Genomic DNA, 26,823 nt, shown 5'->3' with positions numbered 1-26,823 from the left:
GCGCGACGCACTGAGCAATCTGTTCCGGTCCGTCGGCTTGCGGACCGCAGCGTTCGGCTCGGCGCATGAATTTCTGCAGCGCAAGCCCCCGGATGTCCCGAGCTGCCTGATCCTCGACATCAGGTTGCCGCGGGTGAGCGGGCTGGACTTTCAGGCGGAGCTGGCGAAGGTCGGCATCCACATTCCGATCATCTTCATGACCGGCCACGGCGATATCCCGATGACGGTCAGGGCCATGAAGGCCGGCGCGGTCGACTTCCTGACCAAGCCATTCCGCGACCAGGACATGCTGGATGCCGTCACGACAGCGATCGAGCGCGACCGGAATCGTCGCGATGAGGCCAAGGTTCTTGCGAGCCTGCGCGCCGCCTTCGCGACCCTGACGCCGCGTGAACGCCAGATCATGAGCCTCGTCACCGCGGGGCTCATGAACAAGCAGGTCGCCGCGGAAATCGGCGTAGCCGAGATCACGGTCAAGATCCATCGCGGGCACATCATGCGGAAGATGGCGGCGAAATCGTTGCCCGACCTGGTCAGGATGGCACAGATGCTCGGCATCGGGCAGGCATCCGGCGGGGCGCAAACCTAAGTATGATTCTCCGGCCCCGATTGGCGACGCACTGTGGTCGGCACAAGATCGCACCACCAGGGGCCCCTCCGGGCCGGGAAAACCTCCTTGCCAAATCCGCCAGTGATATCAATCATCGACGATGACATGTCAGTTCGCGCCGCGACCGACAACCTCGTCAGGTCGCTGGGCTACGCGGTCGAGACCTACGCGTCGGCCGAGGAATTTTTGCACTCGCCTCGCCTGAACGACACATCCTGCGTGATCGCGGACGTCAGGATGCCGGCCATGAGCGGGCTCGACCTGCAGAGCCACCTGATTGCCAGCGGACGCCGCTTTCCGTTCATTTTCGTCACGGCGTTCTCCGTCGAAAGCGATCGCATCCGGGCGCTGAAGGCTGGAGCGATCTGCTTTCTGAGCAAGCCCTGCGACGGGGACGTCCTGATCAAATGCCTCGATACCGCCCTCGCGCAGCACAGCACAGCGCCGGGTGCGTGAGTTGAATCAGCCATCACCGGGCCGGCTATACGCAAGGATGATGCCACAAAACATCTGGACAAGTTGCGCATGGATGGCGGCGGCGCGAGAGTTCGCATCGTCGTCCTTCGGGAAGATCGGCGGCAAGGACAGCACCAGACATTTTGATTGGCAGATGGCAATTCCTCGGAGGGAGGTCGCCATGCGTGCGGAACCGCGCTGCGCCCAGTGTGACAGCGAAGAGCCCAAGATCATCTGTTTGCGAAATCCGGCGGGTGAACGCTATTGCGGACGCCTGTGCCTTTACAAAGGTCAGGAGAATTTCATCCGCTGGTTCACGCGTTCGAATGCGGAGGCAGTGTCATGACAGCCCGTTGCGGAAACCCGGGATGCAAACGGCCTTTCGGGCTGATCCGGCATAGCTGGTACTTTGAGCAGTTTTGCTCGACGAAGTGCCGCGACGTCCACAAGCGGCAGCTGGAGCGCAACAAGGCCTATTGGAAGTGGCTGTATCCCTTCCCCAGAACCGGCGCCCCATCGAAAAGCCGATCTGACGGCGAGTGCCAACAGCGCCTGAGGGAATCTCGATGACGACGGTCGACGCGATGCTGGCAGGAGCGATCCTTGCGTGGGTGCCCTCGTTCGTTGTCTTCCTCTATATCGTGCGCGATCTGCGCAACATGCCCCGCGAAGATCTCGATTGATCGCCGCACCGGCGGCTGAAGTGGGCCGCTGATCGTTGTTTTGACGCGTTTTCTTCACGCGAACCGGTGCCCACTTCGCTCGAAAACGCTCTAGACCTCCACGCCCTCGTGACGCAGCAGCCAGCGCTTGCGCTCCAGCCCGCCGCCATATTTGACCAGCGAGCCGTTGGCGCCGATCAGGCGGTGGCAGGGCACGACGACGCTGATCGGGTTGGAGCCGTTGGCATGACCGACCGCGCGCATCGCGTTCGGCGCGTTCAGTTTCGCCGCCAGCGCGCCGTAGCTCATGGTGGTGCCTGGCGCAATCTTCGGCAACGCGTGCCAGACCTTCTGCTGGAACGGCGTGCCGGCGACGCGCCACTCGACGTCGGTGAGCCGATCGAGATCGCCCTTGAAGTAATCGCCGAGCGCCTTGCGCATCGCAGCCGGCGCGCGGCCGTCCCGCAGCGTCACGGCGCCATAATGCAGCCGCAGCAGGTCGAGCATGCGCCCTTCATAGTCGTCCCAGTCGAGCGCGCGCAGCACGCCGTCATGATCGATGACCAGCAGCGCGGTACCGATCGGGGTCTTGAGCCGGTCGAGGTTGAAAGTCGTTGCAGTCTTGCGGTCGGCCATCGTCATCACTCTCGGAGTTGCTCGGCATACAATTCACCGCCCGCATGCTAGCGTCCACCCGAATTCCGGTTAGAGCGTTTTTGAGCGAAGTGGACACCGGTTCGCGTGAAGACAACGCGTCAAACAAGAATCTTGAGCTTCGGTTCTGATTCAATCAGAACCGAAGCTCTGGGGGGACCGCAATATGCTGTTGCTTGCCAATATTCTGGTCGCGGTGGTGGCCGCGCTGCACATCTATTTCCTTGTGCTCGAGATGTTCCTGTGGACCAGGCCGCTCGGGCTGAAGACCTTCCGCAACTCGATCGAGAAGGCAACGGATTCTGCGGTGCTCGCCGCCAATCAAGGGCTTTATAACGGCTTCCTCGCCGCCGGACTGATCTGGGGCCTGGTGCACGGCAACGCCGGCTTCGCGTTCCAGATCAAGACATTCTTCCTGCTCTGCGTGATCGTCGCCGGCGCCTATGGCGCCGCCACCGTCAGCCGCCGCATTCTTTATGTGCAGGCAGCTCCGGCTGCGCTCGCGCTGATCCTGCTCTGGCTTGCTTAAAGCGCGGGCGCGCTTTTGTTTTTCCTGAGCATGATCCGCTCGGGAAAGCCGCTTCACACTTTTGGATCATGCTCAAACGCGACGTCGCGCTCAGGGTGCATCGCCTTGCAATGCCCCCGACGTTCCTCCATCATCCCTGACAACGGTGACATCCGCCGGCCGTCGCTTGCGGACAAGATCACCGGCAACATGGGAGGTCACGGACATGAGAAGCGTGCAATTGCTCGCTGCGACGGCGCTTGCGATCGCGTTGTCGGTTACATCGGCCACCGCGCAGAAGAAATACGACGTCGGCGCGACCGACACCGAGATCAAGATCGGCCAAACCGTGCCGTTCTCAGGCCCTGCATCCGCCTATGCCGGCATCGGCAAGACCCAGGCCGCCTATATCAAGATGATCAACGAGCAGGGCGGCATCAACGGCCGCAAGCTCAACCTGATCCAGTATGACGATGCCTATTCGCCGCCGAAGGCGGTCGAGCAGGTGCGCAAGCTCGTCGAGGGCGACGAGGTGCTGTTCACGTTCCAGATCATCGGCACGCCGTCGAATGCCGCCGTGCAGAAATACCTGAATGCCAGGAAGGTACCGCAGCTGCTCGCCTCCACCGGCGCGTCGCGCTTCTCCGATCCGCAGAATGCGCCGTGGACGATCGCGTTCAACCCGAACTACCAGTCGGAGGGACGCATCTATGCCAAATACATCCTGGCCAATCACCCGAACGCCAAGATCGGCATCTTCTACCAGAACGACGATCTCGGCCGCGACTACATCACCGGCCTGAAGAGCAGGCTCGGCGACAAGGCCGCGAGCATGATCGTCACCGAGGTGTCCTACGAGCTGACCGACCCGACAGTCGATTCCCAGATCGTGAAGCTGAAGGCCGCCGGGGTCGATTTGGTGTATGACGCCTCGACACCGAAATTCGCCGCGCAGGCGATCCGCAAGATCGCCGATCTCAACTGGAACCCGGTGCACATCCTCGACATCAACGCGAGCCCGGTGTCGGCGACGCTGAAGCCGGCCGGTCTCGACATCTCCAAGGGTATCATCTCGACCAATTACGGCAAGGATCCCGCCGACCCGCAATGGAAGGACGATCCCGGCGTGAAGGCCTATTTCGCCTTCATGGACAAGTATTATCCGGAAGGCGACAAGCTCAACACCGTCAACACCTACGGCTACTCGACGGCCGAGCTCCTGATCCAGGTGCTCAAGCAATGCGGCGACGACCTCACCCGCGAGAACCTGATGAAGCAGGTGACCAGCCTGAGGAAGTTCGTGCCGAGCCTCGCGCTGCCGGGCATGTCGATCACGACGGGCCCGAACGACTACCGCATCAACAAGCAGATGCAGATGATGAAGTTCAACGGCGAGCGCTGGGAGCTGTTCGGCCCGATCATCGAGGACACCGGACCGGCGGGCTAGCCGCGGTCGGGACGAGACTCTACTCCCTCTCCCCGTTCTTACGGGGAGAGGGTCGGGGTGAGGGGCTGCTTCCGCACACCGCTGCATTAGCTGCGCCCGCGGAGACTCCCCCTCACCCGCATCGCATCTTCGATGCGATGCGACCTCTCCCCGCAGGCGGGGCGAGGTAAAGCGGGCCCCAACCTTCGCGCCGCTCCACCCTTCTTTTCGCACCGCCCCCTACTTTGGTTGACTGAAATCGCTCACCCTTTCGGCAGCGCTCGTCTTGCGTTGCAATAACGGTTCCTCCAGTATCCCGGCCCAGCGATGGCGACCGCGGGACCTTGAACCCGCGGACAAGATCATCGGCCAACCATCAGTCACGTGAGGGAAACAGCATCATGAGGAACGGGATTTTCCACCTGGTCACGGGAACGGCGCTCGCGATTGCGCTGTCCGCAAGTCCGGCCTTTGCGCAGAAGAAATACGATCCCGGCGCAAGCGACACCGAGATCAAGATCGGCCAGACCGTCCCCTTCTCCGGACCGGCCTCCGCCTATGCCTCGATCGGCAAGACCCAGGCGGCCTATTTCAAGATGATCAACGATCAGGGCGGCATCAACGGCCGCAAGATCAACCTGATCCAGTATGACGACGCCTATTCGCCGCCCAAGGCCGTCGAGCAGGTGCGCAAGCTCGTCGAGAGCGACGAGGTGCTCTTGACCTTCCAGATCGTCGGCACGCCGTCGAACGCCGCCGTGCAGAAATATCTCAACGGCAAGAAGGTGCCGCAGCTGTTTGCCGCCACCGGCGCCTCGAAGTTCACCGACCCGAAGAACTTCCCCTGGACGCTCGGCTTCAACCCGAACTACTTCGTCGAAGGCCGCATCTACGGCCAGTACATCCTGAAGGAACATCCCAACGCCAAGATCGGCGTGCTCTATCAGAACGACGACCTCGGCAAGGATTATCTGAACGGCATCAAGGCCGGCCTCGGCGACAAGGCCGCCAAGATGATCGTGGCCGAAGCCTCCTACGAGGTCTCCGACCCGACCATCGATTCCCAGGTGATCAAGATCAAGGATGCCGGCGCCGACCTGTTCTTCTCGGCCTCGACGCCGAAGCAGGCGGCGCAGGCGATCAAGAAGATCGCCGAACTCGGCTGGCACCCGATCCACATCGTCGACATCAACGCGACCTCGGTCGGCGCCGTGCTGCAGCCGGCGGGCCTGGAAGCCTCCAAGGGCCTGATCAGCACCAATTACGGCAAGGATCCGGCCGATCCGCAGTGGAAGGACGATCCGGGCATGAAGCGCTATTTCGACTTCATGGCAAAGTACTATCCGGACGGCGACAAGAACTCGAACTTCAACACCTATGGCTACTCGACCGCCCAGCTGATGGTGCATGTGCTGAAGCAGTGCGGCGACGACCTGACACGCGACAACGTGCTGAAGCAGGCGACCAACCTGAAGAATGTCGAGCTCGACATGGCGCTGCCCGGCATCAAGGGCAACACCGCGCCGAACGACTATCGCGTCAACAAGCAGCTGCAGATGATGCGCTTCAACGGCGAGCGCTGGGAGCTGTTCGGCCCCATCCTCGAGGACGCCGGCCCGGCGGGTTAGTGTTCGCGCAGGCTTGAATGCGATCGGCGGCCTCCGGGCCGCCGATTTGTTTTTGCGATGAGCGCCGCCATCTATCCCCGTCACCCTGAGGAGCCGCGAAGGGGCGTCTCGAAGTGTCGACGGCCACCAGCGGGGCCGTGCACCCTTCGAGACGCGCTACGCGCTCCTCAGGGTGACGGTCATAGTGAACGCTCGTTGCTTGGACGCCTACTCCGGTATCTCGCCGAAATTCTTGCCGACCGGCAGCACCGCATGCCGGATCAGGCGCGAATCCTCCACGCCCGCCTGGCGGTGTTTCACGGCCTCGCGATAGACGGGATCGCGGATCATCTCGACGAAGGCTGCGACGCTTGGATATTCCGCGATGAAGCAGTGATCCCAGCGCTCCTCCTGCGGGCCGATCAGCATCAGCTCGAAGCGGCCTTGCCAGACGATGCGGCCGCCGAGCCGTTCGAACACCGGCCCGCTCTCGCGGCCGTAGGCCGCATAAGCCTCCGCGCCGGTGGCCTTGCGGCCGTCGGGATAGGCTGCCCATTCGCGCAAGCGCACCAGGTTGAGCATGTGGATCGGGCCCGGCCGGTTGTTGTCCCGGAATTGCGCGAAGACGTCCTTGGTCGGATCGATATGGCCCATGCGGTGCTCCCTGTTTTCTTTGTTCCAGCGTCATATAGCAACGCGCTGCCTCACCTCCTAATCCCCCGTTAAGCTTTGCGTAACCGCCCCTTAAACCGGGAACGCTAGCGTGCGTCCCTGTCAGGGTGTGAGCGTTGCGGATGGCGTGGGGACGTAAAAAAGGCGGTGCGCGCAAGGAGCCGCTGTTCGGGCTTCCGGCCGCGCTTGCCGACCTCAGACTGTCGCCATCCGATCGCATTCCCGGCGGCGACGACGACGACAAGCCCGCCAAATCCAAACCCAAGAGCAGCGACAAGAGCAGCGATTCCGGTAGCGAGAAACCGCGCCCGTCACGCAGCAGCAGCAAGCGGCGCAGCAAGTCGCGCGGCCTCAGTATCGGCCGCCTGTTCTATTGGACTGCGGTGCTCGGCCTGTGGGCCGGCATTGCCGTGATCGGTGTCGTGGTGTGGGTCGGCGCGCATCTGCCGCCGATCCAGTCGCTGGAGATTCCCAAGCGTCCGCCGACGATCCAGATCGTCGGTATCGACGGCAGCGTGCTGGCGCAACGCGGCGAGATGGCGGGCGCCAACATCGCGTTGAAGGATCTGCCGCCCTATCTGCCGAAGGCCTTCATCGCGATCGAGGACCGCCGCTTCTATTCGCATTACGGCGTCGACCCGGTCGGCATCCTGCGCGCGGCGGTGACCAACATCCTGCATCGCGGCGTCTCGCAGGGCGGCTCGACGCTGACCCAGCAGCTCGCCAAGAACCTGTTCCTGACCCAGGAGCGCACCATGCAGCGCAAGCTGCAGGAAGCCGAGCTCGCGCTCTGGCTGGAGCGCAAGCATTCCAAGAACGAGATCCTCGAGCTTTATCTCAACCGGGTCTATTTCGGGTCCGGCGCCTATGGCGTCGAGGCCGCAGCGCAGCGCTATTTCGGCAAGTCGGCGAAGAACGTCACGCTGCCGGAAGCCGCGATGCTGGCCGGTCTCGTCAAGTCGCCGTCGCGGCTCGCGCCAAACCGCAACCCGGAAGGCGCGGAGCAGCGCGCGCAGGTCGTGCTCGCGGCGATGGCCGACGCCAAGTTCATCACCGAGGCGCAGGCCAAGGCCTCGATCGGCCAGCCCTCGATTGCGGTGAAGCCGGCCGGCGCCGGCACCGTGAACTATGTCGCCGACTGGATCGGCGAAGTGCTCGACGATCTGGTCGGCCAGATCGACCAGGACATCGTGGTGCAGACCACGATCGATCCGAAGCTGCAGAACGTCGCCGAAGCCGCCATCATCGATGAGCTCGCCGCCAAGAGCGTGAAGTTCAATGTCAGCCAGGGCGCGCTGGTGGCGATGACGCCGGACGGCGCGGTGCGCGCCATGGTCGGCGGCCGGAACTACTCCGAGAGCCAGTACAATCGCGCAGTCACCGCGAAGCGGCAGCCTGGCTCGGCGTTCAAGCCGTTCGTCTATCTCACCGCGGTCGAAGCAGGGCTGACGCCGGACACCATCCGCACCGACGCGCCGCTCGACATCAAGGGCTGGAAGCCAGAGAACTACACCCACGAATATTTCGGCTCGGTGACATTGACCCAGGCGCTGGCGATGTCGCTGAACACGGTCGCGGTGCGGCTCGGCGTCGAGGTCGGTGCCAAGAATGTGGTGCGTACCGCGCACCGGCTCGGCATCTCCTCCAAGCTTGAGTCCAACGTCTCGATTGCGCTCGGCACCTCCGAAGTCTCCGTGATCGAGCTGGTCGGCGCCTATGCGCCGTTCGCCAATGGCGGCTACGTGGTGTCGCCGCATGTGGTGACCAAAATCAAGACCAGTTCGGGCAAGCTGCTCTATGACCGTCCGACCGATCCGCCCAACCAGGTGATCGAGCCGCGCTATGATTCGATGATGAACAGCATGATGCGCGAGACGCTGATCTCGGGCACCGCGCGCAAGGCGGAGATCCCGGGCTGGACCGCCGCCGGCAAGACCGGCACCAGCCAGGATTATCGCGACGCCTGGTTCATCGGCTACACCGCCAAGCTCGTCACCGGCGTCTGGCTCGGCAATGACGACAATTCACCGACCAAGAAGGCGACCGGCGGCGGCTTGCCGGTCGAAGTGTGGACCCGCTTCATGAAGGCGGCGCATCAGGGCGTGCCGGTCGCGGCGATCCCGAACTCGCAAGGCAGTTGGGGGCCGGCGAACCTGATGCAGATCTCGTCGCAGGTCACCGCGCCGTCTGCGCCGGCGGGACCGATGCAGATTCAGCCGCCGATGCAGGCACCGCAGCCGCCAGTGCCGGCACCATCCGGTGGCGGCTATTATCGCGCGCCCCCGCCGACCCCGGCCCGCGCCTCGGCACCACCCAACCCGAACGCGCGGCCCGAGGCTGCGGCCGGACTGGACGGCTGGCTGGCGGATCGGTTGTTTCGGTAAGGCGCCGGGCGGACGAACCGCGTAGCTTCGTAGCCCGGATGAAGCGGAGCGAAATCCGGGGACAGGTCGCGCCGTGTTGAGAGCCGCCCCGGATTGCGCTTCGCTCCATCCGGGCTACGCACGGGGATCCAGTACGCCGCGGTTCATCCGCCGAAATACAACTGTCTCTGGAATACTGGATCGCCCGCTTTCGCGGGCGACGACAGCAACGTTCGGGGCTAAGAGTTCCCCTATTCCTGAATCCCGTAGCGGTGCAGGTCGTTGCCGTAGGTATCGAGCCAGTTCTTGGCGCGCGTCACCGAGGCGCAGACCTTGTCGACCACCCGCCAGAACCGCGCCGAGTGGTTCATCTCGACGAGATGGGCGACCTCATGCGCGGCGAGGTAATCGAGCACGAAGGGCGGCGCCAGGATCAGCCGCCATGAGAACGACAGCGAACCCGCCGAGGTGCACGAGCCCCAGCGGCTCGACTGATCGCGGATCGAGATCCGGCGTACCCGCACACCGAGTTCCGCGGCGTGAAGCTGTGCCGACTTCTGCAGATCCTTGCGCGCCTCGCGCTTGAGGAAGTCGTGCACGCGGCGATCCATGTGCTCGACGCCGCCGGCGACGCAGATGATCTTCTCGCCGCTGTCGCGCGTCTCGGTCCATACCGTGCCGCGCTCGCCCGAGCGGTGCACCAGCCGATGCGGCACGCCGCGCAACGGCACCACGGTGCCGGGCTGGAACGGCGCCGCCTTCGGCAAGCGGCCAAGACGAGCGGCGATCCAGCCGCCATGGAGATTCGCGAACTCCTTGGCTTCGGGAATCGTGCCGCGCGGCGGCATCGTCAGGATCGCCTCGCGATCGGTCGGATGTATCCTGAGCGTGTAGCGGCGCGCGCGCCTGTGCCGGCGCAACCTGACGGTGAAGAACTGGGAGCCGTGTCTGACCAATACGGTCGCGGGTTCGGCAGGCCGCCGATAGAGGAGCGCGCGAGTAGCCATTTCTGAGAGTCCGGGGAGCAGGAGTTCGCCCGAACTTTGCCATATCCGCCGCCAGGGAAAGCGCTCGGCGCAAAAACAAATCATTTGCCCAATATACAGGGGCTGGCCGTTAATTGACCTCTACCGGCAGGGGTCGGAACCGGAATTTTTTCGATGAATTAAGGTTACGAAAAAGGCCTAAGAAATGAAAATAAATTCATCACTTGAGCCTTGGCCGATTTGAGATTCTTTTAGTTAAATCAGTGACTTGCGCGACTGCAACAATCGCGGCCGGGGTGATACCTATTCGGCCGCGGCGACCAGGGAAAGCCGCGTATTGGCCGCCGAAACCATGAAATCGGAGATTCGCGGCACGATTTCGGAGCGGAAACGCGAGCCGTTGAACACGCCATAGTGCCCGACGCCCTTCTGCACGTAATGCACGCGGCGATGGTTCGGAATCGCGGTGCAGAGCGCGTGCGTCGCCTCGGTTTGACCGAGGCCGGAGATGTCGTCCTTCTCGCCTTCGACCGTCATCAGCGCGACGCGGCGGATCTTCGACGGATCGACCGGCTTGCCGCGATGGGTCATCTCGCCCTTCGGCAGCGCGTGCTTGACGAAGACGAGGTCGACGGTCTGCAGGTAATACTCGGCGGTGAGGTCCATCACCGCGAGATATTCGTCATAGAATTCGCGGTGCTTGTCGACGAGATCGCCGTCACCCTTGACCAGATTGGCGAACAGCGCCTTGTGCGCGTCCATGTGCCGGTCGAGGTTCATGCTGATGAAGCCGTTGAGCTGCAGGAAGCCCGGATAGACGTCACGCATCACGCCCGGATGCGGGAACGGCACCTTGGTGATGACATTGTTGCGGAACCACTCGATGCCGCGCTCTTCCGCGAGGTTGTTGACCGCGGTCGGATTGCGCCTGGTGTCGATCGGCCCGCCCATCAGCGTCATCGACAGCGGCACGAACGGGTCGTTATTGGCTTCCATCACCGAAACAGCTGCCACGACAGGCACCGAAGGCTGGCACACCGCGATGACGTGCATGTTGCCGCCGAGCGCGTGCAGCATCTCGATCAGGTAGTCGACATAGTCCTCGAGATCGAACCGGCCGGCCGCGAGCGGCACCATGCGCGCATCGGCCCAGTCGGTGATGTAGACCTCATGGGTCGGCAGGAACGCCTCGACCGTGCCACGCAACAGCGTCGCATAGTGGCCCGACATCGGCGCCACGATCAGCACGCGCGGCTGCGGCGAGCGCAACGGCCGCGTCAGCTTGCGATCGAAATGCAGCAGGCGGCAGAACGGCTTTTCCCAGATCGAACGGACCTCCACCGGGGTACGGATGCCGTTGACCTCGGTCGTCGGCAGGTTCCATTCGGGTTTGCCGTAGCGGCGCGTGGTGCGCTCGAACAGCTCGCAGCCGGCGGCGATCGACTTGCCGAACTCGGTGTGGGTCCACGGATTGAGCGGATTCTGAAACAGGATCTTGGTGGCGTCGGTCACCGCGCGCACCGGGTTGAGCGACGCATGCGCCATCTCGTACATCCAGTACAACGGCGTCGTGAGTGCCGGGCTGCCTTCCGCCGCTAGTGGCGGGGCACCGCCAAATTCACCGATGGGCATAGTATTTTCAGACCCCTGTTTTGCGCCGCAGCATACTGACCAATGCGTAACAATGCGTCAATGCGCCGCGAGCCGAATCTGGGGTCGATATCGGGCTAATACACCGAGAATCCACGAGAAAGTGACATTTATTCACCACCGGCGAGCAGCGAGCCGTTGCGCTTGGCGCTCTGCAAAAGGGCAAGGAAGATCGCAAAAGAGGCAGCGAACAGGATGGCGTTGATGGCCAGCGCCCACGCCATCAGGTCGGCGCGGAAGACGTGATCGATCAACAGCGAGCGCATGCCTTCGAACACATAGGTCGGCGGCAGCGTCCAGGCGACGGCTTGCAGCCAGGCCGGCAGCACCTCGACCGGATAATAGATGCAGGCGAGCGGCATCACCGCGAACATCAGCGTCCAGACGATGCTTTCCGCCCCTAACCCGTTGCGCAGCACGAGGCCCGAGGCGAACACGCCGACCGACCAGCTCGTGAAGATCAGATTGCAGAAGAACGCGATCAGCGGCAGCCCGATGGCGTAGAAGTTGAAGCTAAAAAAGAACAGCGCCAGCAGCGTCATCGGGATCACGCCGATGGCGAGCCGGATCAGGCTCATGATCATCAGCGAGAGCAGGAATTCGATCGGCTTGAGCGGGCTCATCATCAGGTTGCCGAGATTGCGCGCCCACATCTCCTCCAGGAACGAGATCGAGAAGCCGAGCTGCCCTCGGAACAGGATGTCCCACAGGATCACAGCGCCGATCAGCGTGCCGCCCGCCTTGGCGAAGAAGCCGGACGCCTGCGAGATGTAATTCTGCAGGAAGCCCCAGGTGATGATCTGCAATGCCGGCCAGTACACCAGCTCCAGCAGCCGCGGCCATGACGACATCAAGAGATACCAATAGCGCAGCACCATCGCGTTGATGCGTTGCAGTGAAATGGTGTGCTGGTGCTGGCTGACGAGTTCGCTCATGGTGCCCCCTCCCGCACCCGGCCACGCGCCACGTCGAGAAACACCTCCTCCAGCGTGTCGCGGTTGTAGCGCGCCATGATCCGCTCGGGGCTGTCGTCATCCTCGATCTTGCCGCGCTTCATGATGATGACGCGGTCGCAGAGGCGCTCGACCTCCAGCATGTTGTGTGACGCCAGCAGGATGGTCGCGTTATGGGTCTTGCGATAGGTCTCGAGATGCTGCCGCACCCAGTCGGCGGTATCCGGGTCAAGCGATGCGGTCGGCTCGTCGAGCAGCAAGAGATCGGGCTCGTTGATCAGCGCCTTCGCCAGCGCGACGCGAGTCTTCTGCCCGGCGGAGAGCTTGCCGTTGGAGCGATCGAGGAATTCCTTGAGATCGAGATCGTCGGCGAGCTGGTCGATCCGCTCGCGCAAATGCTGCACGGCATAGAGGCGGCCGAAAATGGTCAGGTTCTGCCGCACCGTGAGCCGCATCGGCATGTCGACATAAGGGCTTTCGAAATTCATCCGGCCGAGCACATCGTAGCGCTGCTCGGGGATTCGTGCACCCAGCACCTCGACGCTGCCCGAGGTCGGCAGCACCAGGCCCATGATCATCGCAATCGTCGTGGTCTTGCCGGCGCCGTTGCCGCCGAGCAGGCCGGTGATGCTGCCGCGCGCGATGCGGAACGAAATATCGTCGACCGCGCGGGTGGTCTTGTAGACCTTGACCAGATGCGCGACGTCGATCGCGGCCGATCCGCCCTGATCGACCGCCGGCGTTTGCGCCTGACCTGTCCCGATCTGTTGCATATGGCCGTCATTGAGCCATTGCGACAATAAGCGCAAGGCTCGGCGGTAATTAAAGGCTTGGCTGTAATTAAAGGCTTGCCCTGCATCGTTGCGCCAAGTCGCGAATTTGTGCGCCGCCCACGGCACAGCTAAGGTCCAGGAATGACCGATGTCGCCTCCGATTTCCGCCAACCCCGCCGTTACGTCCGCCTGGATACGATCCTGCGGCTGCGCTGGCTCGCCGCGCTCGGCCAGCTCGTCGCCATCTTCATCGTGGCGCAGGGACTGGAATTCGACGTTCCGATCGTCCCATGCGTCACCATCGTGACGTTCTCGGCGCTGCTCAATCTGGCGCTGCAGATCGCCTTCAACCCGATGCAGCGGCTGGAGCCGGCCTATGCCGCCGCGCTGCTCGCGTTCAACATCGTCGAGCTCGGCGGGCTCTTGTACTTCACCGGCGGATTGCAGAACCCGTTCTCGTTCCTGTTCCTGGCACCGGTCCTGATCTCGGCCACCGTGCTGCCGATCCGGCTGACGATCGCGCTCGGCTGCCTTGCGGTCGCCTGCGCCTCGGCGCTGTTCTTCTACCATCTACCGCTGCCCTGGGATGCCGACGATCCCTTGGTGCTGCCGCCGATCTATCTGATCGGTGTCTGGCTTTCGATCCTGCTCGCGATCGGTGTCACCAGTCTTTACGCATTCCAGGTGACCGAGGAAGCACGCCAGCTCTCCGATGCGCTCGCCGCGACCGAGCTGGTACTGACACGCGAACAGCACCTGACCCAGCTCGACGGCCTCGCCGCCGCCGCCGCGCACGAGCTCGGCACGCCGCTGTCGACGATCTTCCTGATCTCGCGCGAGCTCGAGAAGACGGTGCATGACCCTGCGATCGCCGGCGACCTGAAGACCCTGCGCGAGCAGGCGCAGCGCTGCCGCGACATCCTGAGCAAGATCGCGCAATTGTCATCGAGCGGTGCGCCATTCGACACCATGAAGCTGTCGACCTTGATCGAGGAGGCGGTGGCGCCGCATCGCGATTTCGGCATCAACATCAAGGTGCGGCTTGCTGTCGCAGCAACCCCTGAACCGGTCGCCGCGCGCAATCCGGCGATCCTCTATGGCGTCGGAAACATTCTCGAAAATGCGGTCGATTTCGCGCACCAGACCGTCGAGGTGAACGCGTGGTGGAACGCCGAGACCGTTGAGGTCGTCGTCTCCGACGACGGTCCAGGCATCGCGCCCGACATGCTGAAGCGGATCGGCGAGCCGTATCTGTCACGCCGCCGGGGTGCGGATGAGGCCCAAAACCCACGTGGGGGCCTCGGTCTGGGCGTTTTCATCGCAAGGACGCTGCTGGAACGCACCGGCGCCAAGGTGTCGTTTACCAATCGCACCTTCCCCGATCACGGCGCCGTGGTGCAGATCGTCTGGCCGCGAGAGAGCTTTGAGGAAGCCGCGCCGGGCGACGAAACCGAATCCTAAGAACGATTCTTAATCGCAACTCTGGCATTACGGATGCATTGCTCTTTCCAGACGAGCACGCGACTTTCGGCTGCCTTGGCAGCGCCACGGTAGGACCCCATATTGCTGGTGTCTGCCACAGGGAAAAATGGACCGTGAACGCCATCACTGAATTGAATGACCATGCTGACCGCTCGCTCCTCATTGTTGAGGACGACAAGCCGTTCCTGGAACGCCTGTCGCGCGCGATGGAGACGCGCGGCTTCGCAGTGAAGTCATGCGACACGGTGTCTGATGGTCTCGCCGAGATCGGCCGCGCTGCGCCCGCTTTCGCGGTCGTCGACCTCCGGCTCGGCGACGGCAATGGCCTCGACGTCGTTTCGGCGTTGAAGCGTAAGCGCCCCGAGGCGCGCGCGATCGTGCTGACCGGCTACGGCAACATCGCCACCGCCGTCACCGCGGTGAAGATGGGCGCCGTCGATTATCTCTCGAAGCCCGCCGACGCCGATGACGTCGTCGCCGCGCTGCTCGCGACTGGCACCGAGAAGTCCGAGCTGCCGGCCAATCCGATGTCGGCGGACCGCGTGCGCTGGGAGCACATCCAGCGCATCTACGAGATGTGCAACCGCAACGTCTCGGAGACCGCGCGCCGTCTCAACATGCACCGCCGCACCTTGCAGCGCATCCTCGCCAAGCGCGCACCGCGCTAAGCAGGATTCATATTGGTTTGCGATGGCCGGGCTCAGTCCCGGCCATTTCCGTTCGATCTCCCGTAGCCCGGATGGAGCGCAAGCGAAATCCGGGGCAGCGCAGTCCGCGGCAAGACTCACCCGGATTGCGCTGCGCTCCATCCGGGCTACTTGATTTCACACCGTCATCCCAAGGCGCGAGCGGAGCGAGCCTCGAAGGATCGACGGCCATCAGCCGGGCCGTGCATCCTTCGAGACGCCGCTTCGCGGCTCCTCAGGATGACGGATCACAACCGCACCTGTCCTAAAACTCGTGCCCCTGCGGATCGACCAGGCGGTTGATCCGCTGCGCCGCCGCCATGGCAAAACGCACCGTCATCGCCTTGCGGGTTGCCGCCGGCAGGCGATGCTCCGGCGCCTCGCAATGCAGATGCGCGCCATAGGCGTCGGCGATGATCAAACCGGTGTCGACGGGAAAGATCTCGCACGGCAGATCCTGCGTGAAGGCGAAGAACAGCCGGTCGCAATGCATCCGGTAGTCCTGCCATTTCTGGTCGGCGCGCAGATCCTCGACCGATGACTTGATCTCGACGATCCAGATCTCGCCGCGCTCGTTCAGCGCGACCAGATCGGCTCTTCGGCCGGACGGCAGCGGCAATTCGCTGATGCACGAAAATCCCAGCGATCTCAGAAGCCTCGCCGTGCCGCGCGCGATCGCAAGCGCAGTCTCCGACTGGCGTCGGTCGGGCGCGGGCACAAGCGCGATCTGGCGGGCGGATGAGTCCATTGCGCGAAGATTAGCCGATTCCGCGAGAGCATGATCCGGAAAAGTAAAAGCCGGTTTTCGGCGAAGATCATGCTCCAACCGATAGAGCGCGGCAGCGCCGGAATCGGCCGCAGATTCGCGAGGAAGGCGCCTTGATTCCAGCCTCAAGGCACCGCGAAGCCGACGGAACCTGGTTCCGAGGGACGCGGCCAGATCGTCACCATCGAGACGCCGTTCGACGAGGACATCATCATCCTGCAGCGCCAGATCAACGGCACCGTGATCCCCTACGGTCCGCGCGCACTGCAGGAGCGAACGGAATCCAAGACCCAGCAGCTGGCGAGCGTCGCCGCGGCTTCGCCGGCCCGTGCGTCCGAGATGGCAAGCTTCATCGGAGGCGGTCACCGGCGACGGTGACCTGGTCGCCGACGTCGCGGCCGGCCGCAACGATGTGGCAAAGTCAGGGACGAGGATCTGCCAGACAATCTCCGCGCCATGAAGCCGGAAGCACGCAGCGCCGAGATCGACAAGCAGATCACCCAGCGCAAGGCGCTGAACGAGAAGCTCGCTGCGCTGGTCGCCAAGCGCGACAAATACGTCGCCGAGCACCGCAAGAGCGCGCCGAAGGCGTCGTCGTTCGATCGCGTCGTCGAAGACACGCTGAAGGCGCAGATCAAGCGGTAGCCGCTCGACGCGGAGCGTCGTCCGGCTCCTTGCGGGACGGCGCTCCGCAGGAACCCGTCGCCGCCTCACCGCTTATCCTCCCGGCCGCCGCCACGGGTGGACCGGAGAGGATTTTACCTGGTGATCGACGACCTCTGGTACAAGAACGGAGTGATCTACTGCCTGTCGGTTGGCACCTACATGGATGCCAACGGCGATGGCATCGGCGATTTCAGCGGCCTGCTGCGGCGCCTGGACTATTTGCACGGGCTCGGCATCACCGCGATCTGGCTGATGCCGTTTCAGCCTTCGCCCAACAGGGACGACGGCTACGACATCTCGGATTATTACGACGTCGAGCCGCGCTACGGCACGCTGGGCGATTTCGTTGAATTCACCCATGGCTGCCAGCAGCGCGGCATCCGCGTCATCATCGACCTCGTCGTCAATCACACCTCGGATCAGCACGCCTGGTTTCGATCAGCGCGCAGCTCGAAGGACTCGCCGTACCGCGACTGGTATGTCTGGTCGGACAAGAAGCCCGCCAATGCCAATACCGGCATGGTATTTCCCGGCGTTCAGAAATCGACCTGGACGCGCGACAAGCGAGCCGGTGCCTGGTACTTTCATCGCTTCTACGATTTCCAGCCGGACCTCAACACATCGAACCCGCATGTGCAGGCCGAGATCCTCAAGATCATGGGGTTCTGGATCCAGCTCGGCGTCTCGGGCTTCCGCATGGACGCCGTGCCGTTCGTGATCGCGACCAAAAGCGCCTCGAGGCGCAAGCCGGTCGAGCAATACGACATGCTGCGATCGTTTCGGGAATTCCTGCAATGGCGCCAGGGCAACGCGATCATTCTCGCCGAAGCCAACGTATTGCCCGAGACGGACATGGAATATTTCGGGCGTGACGGCGACCGAATGCACATGATGTTCAACTTCCACGTCAATCAGCATCTGTTCTACGCGCTGGCGTCGGCGGATACGAAGCCGTTGGCGAAGGCCCTCACGGCGACCAAGCCACGGCCCGCGACCGCACAATGGGGCTTGTTCCTGCGCAATCATGATGAACTCGACCTCGGCCGCCTCACCAAGCCGCAGCGCGAGACCGTGTTCGAGGCATTCGGTGCCGACAAGAGCATGCAGCTCTACGACCGCGGCATCCGGCGACGGCTTGCGCCCATGCTGGGCGGCGACCGCCGACGCATCGAGCTCGCTTACAGCGTGATGTGCACGCTTCCCGGCACGCCCGTGATCCGCTACGGCGATGAGCTCGGCATGGGTGACAATCTCGACCTGCCCGAGCGCGGTTGCGCGCGCACGCCGATGCAATGGTCGACCGAGCCGCACGCCGGCTTCACCGAAAGCGATCGGCCATGTGTGCCCATCATCGACAATGGACCGTATGGCTATGAGCACGTCAACGCGGCCAAGCAACGGCGCGACCCCAATTCGATGCTGAACTGGACCGAGCGCATCGTCCGCATGCGCAAGGAAGTCCCCGAGGTCGGCTGGGGAGATTTCAAGGTCATCGCAACCCGAAATCCCGCCATCCTGATCATCCGGTACGACTGGCGTAACAACTCGGTGCTGTTCGTGCACAATTTCGCGGAAAAGCCGCTCGAGATATCTTTCAACGTCGGGCTGCCCGACGACGCCGGCAATCTCCTCGTTAATCTCCTGACCGAGGACCACAGCCGCGCCGACGATGCCGGTCGTCACAAGCTTCTGATCGAGGCCTACGGCTATCGCTGGTATCGGGTCGGTGGGCTCGACTACCTGCTCAAGCGCAGCGACATCGATACCAATGAGCCCCGCACACGGCGTCAATCGTCCTGATGCGGTCCGAGGATCACGCCCTCATTGGCGCGCAGATCGAGCACGCCTTCGACCTTCTCGCCCTGCCGGTCCATCAAGGTCGACAGCAGGACCTCATTGCTGAAGCCGATCGCGCTTGAGGAGACCGACGCGGCGGCCGCGCCGAAGTTTAGCGCGATCACGGCGACGCCCTCAGTGCTGCGCCGCCGGTAGAGCAGCACATCACCGTGCGCCGCCACCGGCTCATAGCTGCCATGGACGAGTTGCGGCAGCCTTCGCCGCAGCGCGATCAGCGCCTTGTAGAGATTGAGGATCGACGCCCGCTCCGCCTCGAGACTTGCAACATTGTCGCTGGCAAAATCCTGCGCCAGCGGCAGCCACGGCGAAGCCGTAGAGAAGCCGGCATGGCGCTCGGCGCTCCATTGCATCGGCGTCCGGCAGCCATCGCGGCCGACGCCGATGTCCGGCACGTTCTTCTCGAAGGGATCGCGCACCTGATCCGGTGCAATCGCAACCTGGCGCATGCCGATCTCGTCGCCGTAATAGAGCGTCGGCGTGCCGCGCAGCGTCAGCAGCAGCATCGCGGCGACCGACGCCTGCGCCGGCCCCACTCGGCTTGCCACCCGCGGCCGGTCGTGATTGCCGAGCACCCAGTTTGGCCACGCACCCGGCGGCAGCGCCTTTTCGTAGTCGGCGATGATCATCTCGACCGCTCGCGCGCTCCACAAGGTCGACAGCAGCGCGAAGTTGAACGGCATCTGTGCGCCGCGCAGATCGTTGCCGTAATAGGCAACCAGCCGGTGCAGCGGCAGATAGATCTCGCCGATCAGCACGCGGTTGTCGAATTCCTCGGTGACGCCGCGCATCTCGGTGATGACGCTGTGCACCTCGAGCTGATCGGTCGAATATTGCGTCAGCAGCTTCTCGTGCGGCGGCCGGTCCGCGCGATAATGCGGGTTCGTCGGGTTATCGCGGAATTCGGCATCCTTGATCAGGTGCCAGATCACGTCGACGCGAAAACCGTCGACGCCCTTGCGCAACCAGAAGCGCATCACGTCGTAGATCGCGTCCCTGACCTCGCGATTGCGCCAGTTGAGATCGGGCTGCTGCGCGAGGAAGGCATGATAATAGTATTGGCCTAAGGCCTCGTCATACGCCCAGGCGCTGCCGCCGAACTCGGACAGCCAGTTGTTGGGCGGGCCGCCGTCCGGCGCCGGATCGCGCCAGATGTACCAGTCGCGTTTGGGGTTGTCGCGCGAGCTCTTCGCCTCGATGAACCAGGGATGCTGGTCGGATGTGTGGTTCGGCACCAGATCGAGGATCAGCTTGAGGCCGGAATCGTGCGCGGCCGCGACCAGCGCGTCGAAATCCTCCATCGTCCCGAACAACGGATCGATGCCGGTGTAATCGGAGATATCGTAGCCGAAATCGGCCATCGGCGACGGGAAGATCGGCGACAGCCACACCGCGTCGACGCCAAGCCGCGTCAGATAGGGCAGCCGCGTGATGATCCCCTTGAGATCGCCGACGCCGTCACCGTCGCTATCTCCGAACGATCGCGGATAGACCTGATAGAAAATGCCGCGTCGCCACCAGTCCCTGTCGTCCTGATCCATCCCGTCCCCCCAAGCTCCGCAGCCCGGCCCAGGCCGCTCCGCGCCCGGCGCGGCCGATCGGTTCAGGGATGACGCACAATTCGGGACGGAAAGATGGCCGGATTCGGCCGCTGTAGCCCGTTCAATGCCGGGCGATCGCCAGCTGATAGACGGTGATCAGCACCTCGAACAGGATCAGGAAGACGATGATCAGCTCCAGCCGCAGCGAGCGGCTGGTGTCGATGATGTCGGTCAGCACCTGCGCGGTCTCGGCGACGACCGCGAGCTTGCGGTTCAGCGATTCCGCACGCTCCTTCAATTCATACTCGTCCTCGAGCCTCGCGTAGAGTCGCTCGAGCTGCGGCTTGTCCCAGAGGATATCGGGCTTCTCCGACACTTCGACCGGTCCGGCCACGCGATGCCGCACCAGCAGCGCGTTGCCGATGTGCTTGAGGATCGCCACGCGGCCGCCATGGACGCGGCCACCCTTGGCGAGCTCACGTGCAAGCGGCTCGGTCGTGTCGAAGACGGCCCGGACCTCGCGCTCGTGCCGCGCCAGCACCACGCTTTTCGCCAACGCCTCGCCGACCAGGATCAGCCGCTCCGGCGAGAGGCCTTGCAGATAGATCGGGCCGCCCGGCGGAATCTGATCCTCCTTCTCGGCAGCGAGCTCGATGATTGCGATCTCCTCTTCGCGCCGCGTAAACAGGCCGGTCATGCGCGACTGCAGGCTGCGCAGGAATTCATCCTCCTCCAGCGCATTGAGGCCGATCAGGACGACGACGCCGTAGCGGAACAGAATCGCCACACCATTGTCATTGACGCGAAACGCCAGCGGCGTCGTGGCGAGCACGTCGCCGCGCTCGAGACCGGACGTGTTGATGCGGTCCGCGACGAAGAAGGCGCGCGCGGTGGTCCGGGGTCCGCCGATCGGTGATTTGGGAGCCTGGGTCATGAAGTTCCGGACTGCGAGGACTTGCATCATGATCGAGAGCAGCCGCGTACCGGCCTGCTCGCGAACTTGTTCTGCTGGAGATGACCTTATCACGGTCCGTTTTGGGATCACACGCCGGGGCAGCCGCATTTCCGGTGCGTGTTGACGGCGTTTGCCGGAAGCCTATGGTGCCCTCATGAACGAGACAACCGACACCAAACCGAAGGCCGGCGCGATCATCGTGCCGGTGACGCTGTTCGAGCAGAACTGCACCATCATCTGGCACGAGCCCACCAAGAAGGCCGTGGTGATCGACCCCGGCGGCGACGTGGCGAAGATCCAGGCCGCGATCAAGCAGACCGGCGTGACGGTCGAGAAGATCTGGCTGACCCACGGTCATATCGACCATGTCGGCGGCGCCGCCGAACTGCGCGACGCGCTGCAGGTCAAGATCGAGGGCCCGCATATCGCCGACAAATATCTGCTCGACAATGTCGTCTCGAGCGGCGAACGCTTCGGCATGAGCGGGGTGCGCAATTTCGGACCGGACCGCTGGCTCGACGAGGGCGATCAGGTCTCGATCGGCGATCTCACCTTCGACATCCTGCACTGCCCCGGCCATTCACCGGGCAGCGTGGTGTTCTTCAACAAGGAGCTGCGCTTCGCCCATGTCGGCGACGTGTTGTTCGCCGGCTCGGTCGGGCGCACCGATCTGCCCGGCGGCAGCCATCCGACGCTGATCCAGTCGATCAAGGACAAGCTGCTGCCGCTCGGCGACGATGTCGGCTTCATCTGCGGCCACGGCGCGGGATCGAGCATCGGCCAGGAGCGGATGACGAATCCGTTCCTGACCGGCGAGATGTAGCTACTTCATCAGCCCCGCGGCGGTGAGCGCCCGCGTGATGGCGCCGCCGACATCGACACCCTTGCTCCGTCGCTTGCGCGGCCGGTCGCTGTTGTGGCCGGATGCCACCTCCGGCTCGGCCGCGGGCACCGGTACCGTCATCGACACCGTGTCGGCGCGCTCGCGCGGGATTCCGGTTGGCGCAATATGCGGCTGACGTACCTTGTCGGTCAGGCCGAAGAAGCTTGCGATGTGATAGGACGAGGAGATCCCGGCCTCGATCAGGAACGCGCCCTCGACGCCATAGCGCTCGTCGTTGTCGGCAAGCCCGAGCGGCGTGCCATGCGCCATGTCGGCGATGGTGTAGGACTCGACCAGGGTTTCGCCGTCGGTGTTCCACCACACCTCGCGCGGATGGCCGTCGACATCCGCCTTCGACATCGCCGCCAGCGGCAGGCCGTGCACGTCGAGCCACTGCCGGACGATCGCATCGGCATTGCCGGGGTGCACGGTGCGGTCGGCGCTGCCGTGCCACACCGAGATCTTCGGCCAAGCGCCGCCATGCGTCGAGGCGTTGCGGACGAGACCGCCGAGCTCGGGCGCGGACAGCGCGCTGCCATGCATCATCGCGTGCAGTGCTTCGCGCAGATCGGTGGCGACGCCGAACGGCAGGCCGGCGATGATGGCGCCGGCCGCGAACACATCCGGATAGGCCGCGAGCATGACCGAGGCCATCGCGCCGCCGGCGGACAGTCCCGTCACATAGATGCGGCGCGGGTCGATCTCGTGCGTGCCGACCAGATGCGCGATCATCTGCCTGATCGACGCGGCCTCGCCCTGCCCGCGCCCGATGTCCTGCGGGTTGAACCAGTTGAAGCAGGTGTTGCCGTTGTTGGAAGCCTGCTGCTCCGGCATCAGCAGCGCGAAGCCGTAATGCGCCGCAAGCGCCGACCAGCCGGCACCGAGATCGTACGACGCGGCGGTCTGACCGCAGCCATGCAAGACCACGACGAGCGCGGGCGACCGCGCCAGCTGCGCGGGCACGAACGAATACATCTTCAGATCGCCGGGGTTGACGCCGAATTCGGTGGTCTCGACGAGCGGCGTCGGCACGGCCGGCGTGAGTGCGCCAAGGCCGCTGAACGCGTTCATCTTCGGCAGATGACGCAGAAATTCGACGTTGTTGATCAGGGACAACAGCAACTCCTGAGGTGATTTAGTCTTCTGTGTCACCCGATCAGATAATTGCTGCACTGCAAAATGAAAAGGCCGTGTGCTGTCTTTCCCTGCGGAATTGTGAGAATCGGCGTTAATGCGTGATCGCGCTGTGGACCGGCCGAAATGGTTGCCATAGCACCTTGTTTGAGCACCAACTTTTCAGGAATGCGCGCCACGTGCTGCCGGATTCACGTGGTGGCGCGGCGCATCCATGACAGAAATGCGGCTGAAATGGCGATCGACAGCACAAACAATGCGCATGCCGCAAACAGCGCCAGACGTGCTGACATCGTGCTCTCGATTGCGAAGAAGACTGCGCCGATCGCGGCAACGCCGGCCGCGTTGCCGATCTGCGTCGTGGTGCCGTACATGCCGGAGCCGGCACCGGCGCTCGCGGGCTGCACGCTCGCGAGCACCGCGCTCGACAATGGCGCCATGACAAGCCCCTGGCCGTAGCCGAAGATCATCAGCACCAGTGCGAGCATCAGTGCCGACGGTGTCGCGACCGCCTCAATTGTCGCGACCAGCACGGCGAGACCGACGATCTGCAGCGCACAGCCCTCGATCAGCACCAGCGTGCCGCGATGCCTGGCGCGCAGGCCGCTGTGACGCGAGGCAACCACGTAGGTCAGCGCCAGCGGCACGAACACCAGCCCGGCCTCCAGCGGCGGAATCTGCAAACCCTTCTGCATAAAGATGGTCATGATGAGGTAGAAGGACAGGTTGGCGAAGAAGAAGAAAAACACCGCGACCAGCCCGCGCATGAAGGCGCGATCCGACAGCAGCGACAGATCGATCAGCGGCATGCCGCCGCGGCGCGCGACGGACCGCTCGAGCCGCACGAAGGCCGCGATCACAGCGATGCCCATTGCCATCACCAGCCACACCCATGCCGTCCAGTTAAGATCATGGCCGAACAGCAGCGGACCGATCAGGCACAGCAGGCCCGCGAACAGCACGATCGCGCCCGGGATATCGAGCCGCGTGCCGGCGCGGCGCGGCACCGTCGGCATGATCTTCAGCGCCGCGGCGATGATGACGACGCCGCACGGCACGTTGACGAAAAATACCGCGCGCCAGCCGAGCCCGGCGAGGTCGAGCGTCACCAGCACGCCGCCGAGCATGAAGCCGGCGGCGCCCGCGAGCCCCAGCACGATGCCGTAGATGCCGAATGCCCGCGCGCGGGCGGCGCCTGAGAACAACAAATGCAGCGTCGCCAGCACCTGCGGCACCATCAGCGCCGCGGTTGCGCCCTGCGCGAGCCGCGCGACGATGAGCTCGGGCCCGGACTGCGCGAGACCGCACCACAGCGAGGTCACCGAGAATCCGGCGACGCCGGCGATGAACACGTTCCTGGTGCCATGGATGTCGCCAAGGCGGCCGCCGGTGACCACCAGCGTGGCATAGGCGATCAGGTAGATCGCGATCACGGCCTCGATCTGCGCCGGCGTCGCGTGCAGCTCCGCCGCGATCGTTGGGATCGCGACGTTGACGATGAAGGCATCGACCCCGAACATGAATTGCGCTGACACCACGATCGCCAGCACCCACCAGCGGCGGGATGTGTCCGCTCGCGCCGAAACGATCTGGTGCATGTCCTGTCCTGCCCGAAATGACGTTATGGCGGACATCAGCAGATTCCGGTCATCGCTTCGATTACCTGCGAGGTAAGCCCGGGATCACGGACGCTCGAGCCCCGGCTGCCAATTTGCGTTGACGCGCTGGGAAACATTCCGGAGGGCGGCAATCGCCGCCGATTTGCGCAACAACCATGCGACCGCCGCAACCCCCGAGCATTGCCTTGCCCCGGGCCACCCCGTAGGTTGGCGGAAAGCCCCCGATAACAATAGTCCGGAGAGAACGACCCATGGCGCGCCTCAAGTTCGGAGCCTTCCTCGCCCCGCATCACCCGATCGGCGAGCATCCGATGCTGCAATTCCGCCGCGACCTCGACTTCGTCGAACAGCTCGACGCGCTCGGTTACGACGAATTCTGGTGCGGCGAGCACCACTCCTCGGGTTGGGAGACCATCGCCTCGCCGGAAATGTTCCTGGCCGCCGCCGGCGAGCGCACCAAGCGCATCAAGCTCGGCACCGGCGTGATCTCGCTGCCCTATCACCACCCCTTCAACGTCGCGCAGCGCATGGTGCAGCTCGACCACATGACCGGCGGCCGCGCCATCTTCGGCTCCGGCCCCGGTGCGCTCGCCTCCGACGCCCATACGCTCGGCATCGACCCGATGACCCAGCGCGACCGCCAGGACGAGGCGATCGCGGTGATCCGCCGCCTGTTCAACGGCGAGCGCGTCACCGCCAAGACCGACTGGTTCGAGATGCACGACGCCGCGTTGCAGATCCTGCCGCTGCAGGAGGACATGCCGTTCGTGGTGGCCTCGCAGATCTCGCCATCGGGCATGACGCTCGCCGGCAAATACGGCATCGGCATCATCTCGCTCGGCTCGATGTCGACCCAGGGCCTGATGGCGCTGCCGCAGCAATGGCAGTTCGCCGAGGACGCCGCCAAGAAGGCCGGCACCACCGTGAGCCGCGCCAACTGGCGCGTGCTGCTGTCCTGGCACATCGCCGAAACCCGCGAGCAGGCGCGGCGCGAGGCCGGCGCCGGGCTGATGCGCTGGCACAACGAATATAATGTCGGCACCCTGATGCGGCCGGGCCTGACGGCGTTCTCTTCGCCGGATGAGGCCGTCGACAAGACCGCCTTCGTCGAAGGCGCCGCGTCCACCATCGGCACGCCGGATGATCTGATCAAGATGATCAAGAATCTGGTCGATGTCTCCGGCGGCGTCGGCTCGATCATCGGCTTCGCGCACGACTGGGCCAATCCGGAAAACACCCGCCGCAGCTGGGACATGGTGGCGCGCTATGTCGTGCCCGAGATCAACGGCTATATCGACGGCCTGCGTAAGTCGCGCCAGTTCCTGATCGACAATCGCACCGTGTTCGAACGCGCCGGCCAGGCTGTCATGGCCAAGATCATGCAGAACGACAAGGCCGCCGCCGCGCTTCAACAAACCGGCCCCGGCCGCGTCGCGATCCCCGCCGTGAATGCGCCGGATCTAGCGAAGGCAGCGGCCAAGCAGAAGGTGTGATTTGCGACCCTCGCCCCGCCAAAGGGGAGAGGGAAAAGCATCGCGCCACATCCACAACCGTCGTCCCTGCGAAAGCAGGGACCCATACTCCGCGGCGGGTGTTGTGGAAGGGATTCGCTGTTCCAGCGTCGTTCAACAATGACCATTTGTGGTTATGGGTCCCTGCTTTCGCAGGGACGACGGTGAGGATCGGTCGCGATTCAAGACGTCGAACACCGCGGTATCATCACTCGCGCATGCGGCTGACCCAGTATTCCAGAGACGCTTGTGCTCGAATCGAGAGGCCGCGGCGTACTGGATCTCCCGGACACCGAAGTGAGTGCACAATTCTTCCACGCGTCGTCCCGGCGAAGGCCGGCAACTGTTATGTTGGTTTGGTCTGCAGGTACGGCTTTCGGTCTCGCATCATGGCATTGAGGACCGT

At 63.8% G+C, this 26,823-nt stretch carries 24 protein-coding genes; 12 read left to right on the top strand and 12 right to left on the bottom strand.

From position 1 onward, the window contains the following. Together PMN64_RS31210 and PMN64_RS31205 are read left to right on the top strand one after the other, a co-directional pair. Positions 1–589 (top strand): response regulator transcription factor (locus PMN64_RS31210; RefSeq protein ID WP_411783458.1); only part of this gene is annotated, 589 nt, incomplete at its 5' end. 102 nt (positions 590–691) lie between these two features. Then, entirely contained in the window at positions 692–1,066 is a 375-nt protein-coding gene (locus PMN64_RS31205; protein ID WP_411783459.1) for a response regulator transcription factor, read from the top strand. A gap of 6 nt (positions 1,067–1,072) precedes the next feature. Here the strand turns inward: PMN64_RS31205 and PMN64_RS31200 are convergent, their stop codons facing one another. Together PMN64_RS31200 and PMN64_RS31195 are read right to left on the bottom strand one after the other, a co-directional pair. Beyond that, a complete protein-coding gene (locus tag PMN64_RS31200; protein WP_411783457.1) occupies positions 1,073–1,249 on the bottom strand; it encodes a hypothetical protein in 177 nt (58 codons plus the stop codon). Between the two features lie 590 nt (positions 1,250–1,839). Next, positions 1,840–2,364, bottom strand: coding sequence for a methylated-DNA--[protein]-cysteine S-methyltransferase (locus PMN64_RS31195; RefSeq protein WP_196238177.1), 525 nt, complete (start codon positions 2,362–2,364; stop codon positions 1,840–1,842). 184 nt (positions 2,365–2,548) lie between these two features. Between PMN64_RS31195 and PMN64_RS31190 the strand changes: the two genes are divergently transcribed. From PMN64_RS31190 to PMN64_RS31180, 3 genes are all read left to right on the top strand, one after another. Next, complete coding sequence (locus PMN64_RS31190) at positions 2,549–2,911, top strand: DUF1304 domain-containing protein (protein ID WP_028341472.1); 363 nt, start codon at positions 2,549–2,551, stop codon at positions 2,909–2,911. Between the two features lie 205 nt (positions 2,912–3,116). Further along, positions 3,117–4,337: an ABC transporter substrate-binding protein gene (locus PMN64_RS31185; protein ID WP_411783456.1), complete on the top strand. Its 1,221-nt coding sequence runs from the start codon at positions 3,117–3,119 to the stop codon at positions 4,335–4,337. A gap of 380 nt (positions 4,338–4,717) precedes the next feature. Continuing rightward, complete coding sequence (locus PMN64_RS31180; RefSeq protein ID WP_028341469.1) at positions 4,718–5,944, top strand: ABC transporter substrate-binding protein; 1,227 nt, start codon at positions 4,718–4,720, stop codon at positions 5,942–5,944. Between the two features lie 207 nt (positions 5,945–6,151). Here PMN64_RS31180 and PMN64_RS31175 read toward each other — a convergent pair whose 3' ends face one another. Beyond that, on the bottom strand, positions 6,152–6,577 hold the full coding sequence (locus PMN64_RS31175) for a DUF1330 domain-containing protein (protein ID WP_212312075.1): 426 nt from the start codon (positions 6,575–6,577) through the stop codon (positions 6,152–6,154). 140 nt (positions 6,578–6,717) lie between these two features. On the opposite strand from PMN64_RS31175, the gene PMN64_RS31170 reads away from it, so the two are divergent. After that, positions 6,718–8,979: a transglycosylase domain-containing protein gene (locus PMN64_RS31170; protein ID WP_411783455.1), complete on the top strand. Its 2,262-nt coding sequence runs from the start codon at positions 6,718–6,720 to the stop codon at positions 8,977–8,979. Positions 8,980–9,209: 230 nt separating this feature from the next. Here the strand turns inward: PMN64_RS31170 and PMN64_RS31165 are convergent, their stop codons facing one another. From PMN64_RS31165 to PMN64_RS31150, 4 genes are all read right to left on the bottom strand, one after another. Further along, positions 9,210–10,049, bottom strand: a complete 840-nt coding sequence (locus tag PMN64_RS31165; protein WP_028341466.1) for a M48 family metallopeptidase — start codon at positions 10,047–10,049, stop codon at positions 9,210–9,212. 198 nt (positions 10,050–10,247) lie between these two features. Further along, entirely contained in the window at positions 10,248–11,576 is a 1,329-nt protein-coding gene (locus PMN64_RS31160; RefSeq protein ID WP_028341465.1) for a polyhydroxyalkanoate depolymerase, read from the bottom strand. Between the two features lie 128 nt (positions 11,577–11,704). Next, entirely contained in the window at positions 11,705–12,529 is an 825-nt protein-coding gene (locus tag PMN64_RS31155) for an ABC transporter permease (protein WP_411783454.1), read from the bottom strand. Continuing rightward, a complete protein-coding gene (locus tag PMN64_RS31150) occupies positions 12,526–13,320 on the bottom strand; it encodes an ABC transporter ATP-binding protein (RefSeq protein ID WP_035631809.1) in 795 nt (264 codons plus the stop codon). Before PMN64_RS31150 ends, PMN64_RS31155 begins: the two co-directional genes overlap by 4 nt. A gap of 141 nt (positions 13,321–13,461) precedes the next feature. Between PMN64_RS31150 and PMN64_RS31145 the strand changes: the two genes are divergently transcribed. Together PMN64_RS31145 and PMN64_RS31140 are read left to right on the top strand one after the other, a co-directional pair. Beyond that, positions 13,462–14,781, top strand: coding sequence for an ActS/PrrB/RegB family redox-sensitive histidine kinase (locus PMN64_RS31145; protein ID WP_411783453.1), 1,320 nt, complete (start codon positions 13,462–13,464; stop codon positions 14,779–14,781). A 134-nt stretch (positions 14,782–14,915) separates the two neighbouring features. Then, on the top strand, positions 14,916–15,470 hold the full coding sequence (locus tag PMN64_RS31140; RefSeq protein ID WP_016845514.1) for an ActR/PrrA/RegA family redox response regulator transcription factor: 555 nt from the start codon (positions 14,916–14,918) through the stop codon (positions 15,468–15,470). A gap of 283 nt (positions 15,471–15,753) precedes the next feature. Here PMN64_RS31140 and PMN64_RS31135 read toward each other — a convergent pair whose 3' ends face one another. Further along, on the bottom strand, positions 15,754–16,236 hold the full coding sequence (locus PMN64_RS31135) for an MmcB family DNA repair protein (protein WP_016845513.1): 483 nt from the start codon (positions 16,234–16,236) through the stop codon (positions 15,754–15,756). Positions 16,237–16,710: 474 nt separating this feature from the next. Here PMN64_RS31135 and PMN64_RS31130 point away from each other — a divergent pair, with 474 nt between their 5' ends. Both PMN64_RS31130 and PMN64_RS31125 read left to right on the top strand, forming a co-directional pair. Next, complete coding sequence (locus PMN64_RS31130) at positions 16,711–16,899, top strand: hypothetical protein (protein WP_369525546.1); 189 nt, start codon at positions 16,711–16,713, stop codon at positions 16,897–16,899. Between the two features lie 120 nt (positions 16,900–17,019). Then, positions 17,020–18,720 carry an alpha-amylase family protein gene (locus tag PMN64_RS31125; RefSeq protein ID WP_411783452.1) on the top strand — a complete coding sequence of 567 codons (1,701 nt, stop codon included), beginning with the start codon at positions 17,020–17,022 and terminating at the stop codon, positions 18,718–18,720. On the opposite strand, the gene PMN64_RS31120 is transcribed toward PMN64_RS31125, so the two are convergent. After that, on the bottom strand, positions 18,708–20,315 hold the full coding sequence (locus tag PMN64_RS31120) for an alpha-amylase family glycosyl hydrolase (protein WP_411783451.1): 1,608 nt from the start codon (positions 20,313–20,315) through the stop codon (positions 18,708–18,710). The genes PMN64_RS31125 and PMN64_RS31120 overlap by 13 nt on opposite strands. 121 nt (positions 20,316–20,436) lie before the next feature. Then, positions 20,437–21,249, bottom strand: coding sequence for an RMD1 family protein (locus PMN64_RS31115; protein ID WP_411783450.1), 813 nt, complete (start codon positions 21,247–21,249; stop codon positions 20,437–20,439). 175 nt (positions 21,250–21,424) lie between these two features. Here PMN64_RS31115 and PMN64_RS31110 point away from each other — a divergent pair, with 175 nt between their 5' ends. Then, positions 21,425–22,093 carry an MBL fold metallo-hydrolase gene (locus PMN64_RS31110; RefSeq protein ID WP_304497800.1) on the top strand — a complete coding sequence of 223 codons (669 nt, stop codon included), beginning with the start codon at positions 21,425–21,427 and terminating at the stop codon, positions 22,091–22,093. Here PMN64_RS31110 and PMN64_RS31105 read toward each other — a convergent pair whose 3' ends face one another. Both PMN64_RS31105 and PMN64_RS31100 read right to left on the bottom strand, forming a co-directional pair. Beyond that, positions 22,094–23,269 (bottom strand): PHB depolymerase family esterase, encoded by a 1,176-nt coding sequence (locus tag PMN64_RS31105; protein WP_411783449.1) that lies wholly within the window; start codon positions 23,267–23,269, stop codon positions 22,094–22,096. A 209-nt stretch (positions 23,270–23,478) separates the two neighbouring features. Next, on the bottom strand, positions 23,479–24,885 hold the full coding sequence (locus PMN64_RS31100) for an MFS transporter (RefSeq protein WP_411783448.1): 1,407 nt from the start codon (positions 24,883–24,885) through the stop codon (positions 23,479–23,481). Between the two features lie 272 nt (positions 24,886–25,157). On the opposite strand from PMN64_RS31100, the gene PMN64_RS31095 reads away from it, so the two are divergent. Further along, complete coding sequence (locus PMN64_RS31095; protein WP_411783447.1) at positions 25,158–26,399, top strand: LLM class flavin-dependent oxidoreductase; 1,242 nt, start codon at positions 25,158–25,160, stop codon at positions 26,397–26,399. The last annotated feature ends 424 nt before the right edge of the window (positions 26,400–26,823 follow it).

The organism is Bradyrhizobium sp. UFLA01-814, assembly GCF_046718885.1.
Lineage (GTDB): Bacteria > Pseudomonadota > Alphaproteobacteria > Rhizobiales > Xanthobacteraceae > Bradyrhizobium > Bradyrhizobium elkanii.
Note: the sequence above shows the minus strand (reverse complement) of the source record. Positions and strands in the feature narration are given on the sequence as shown.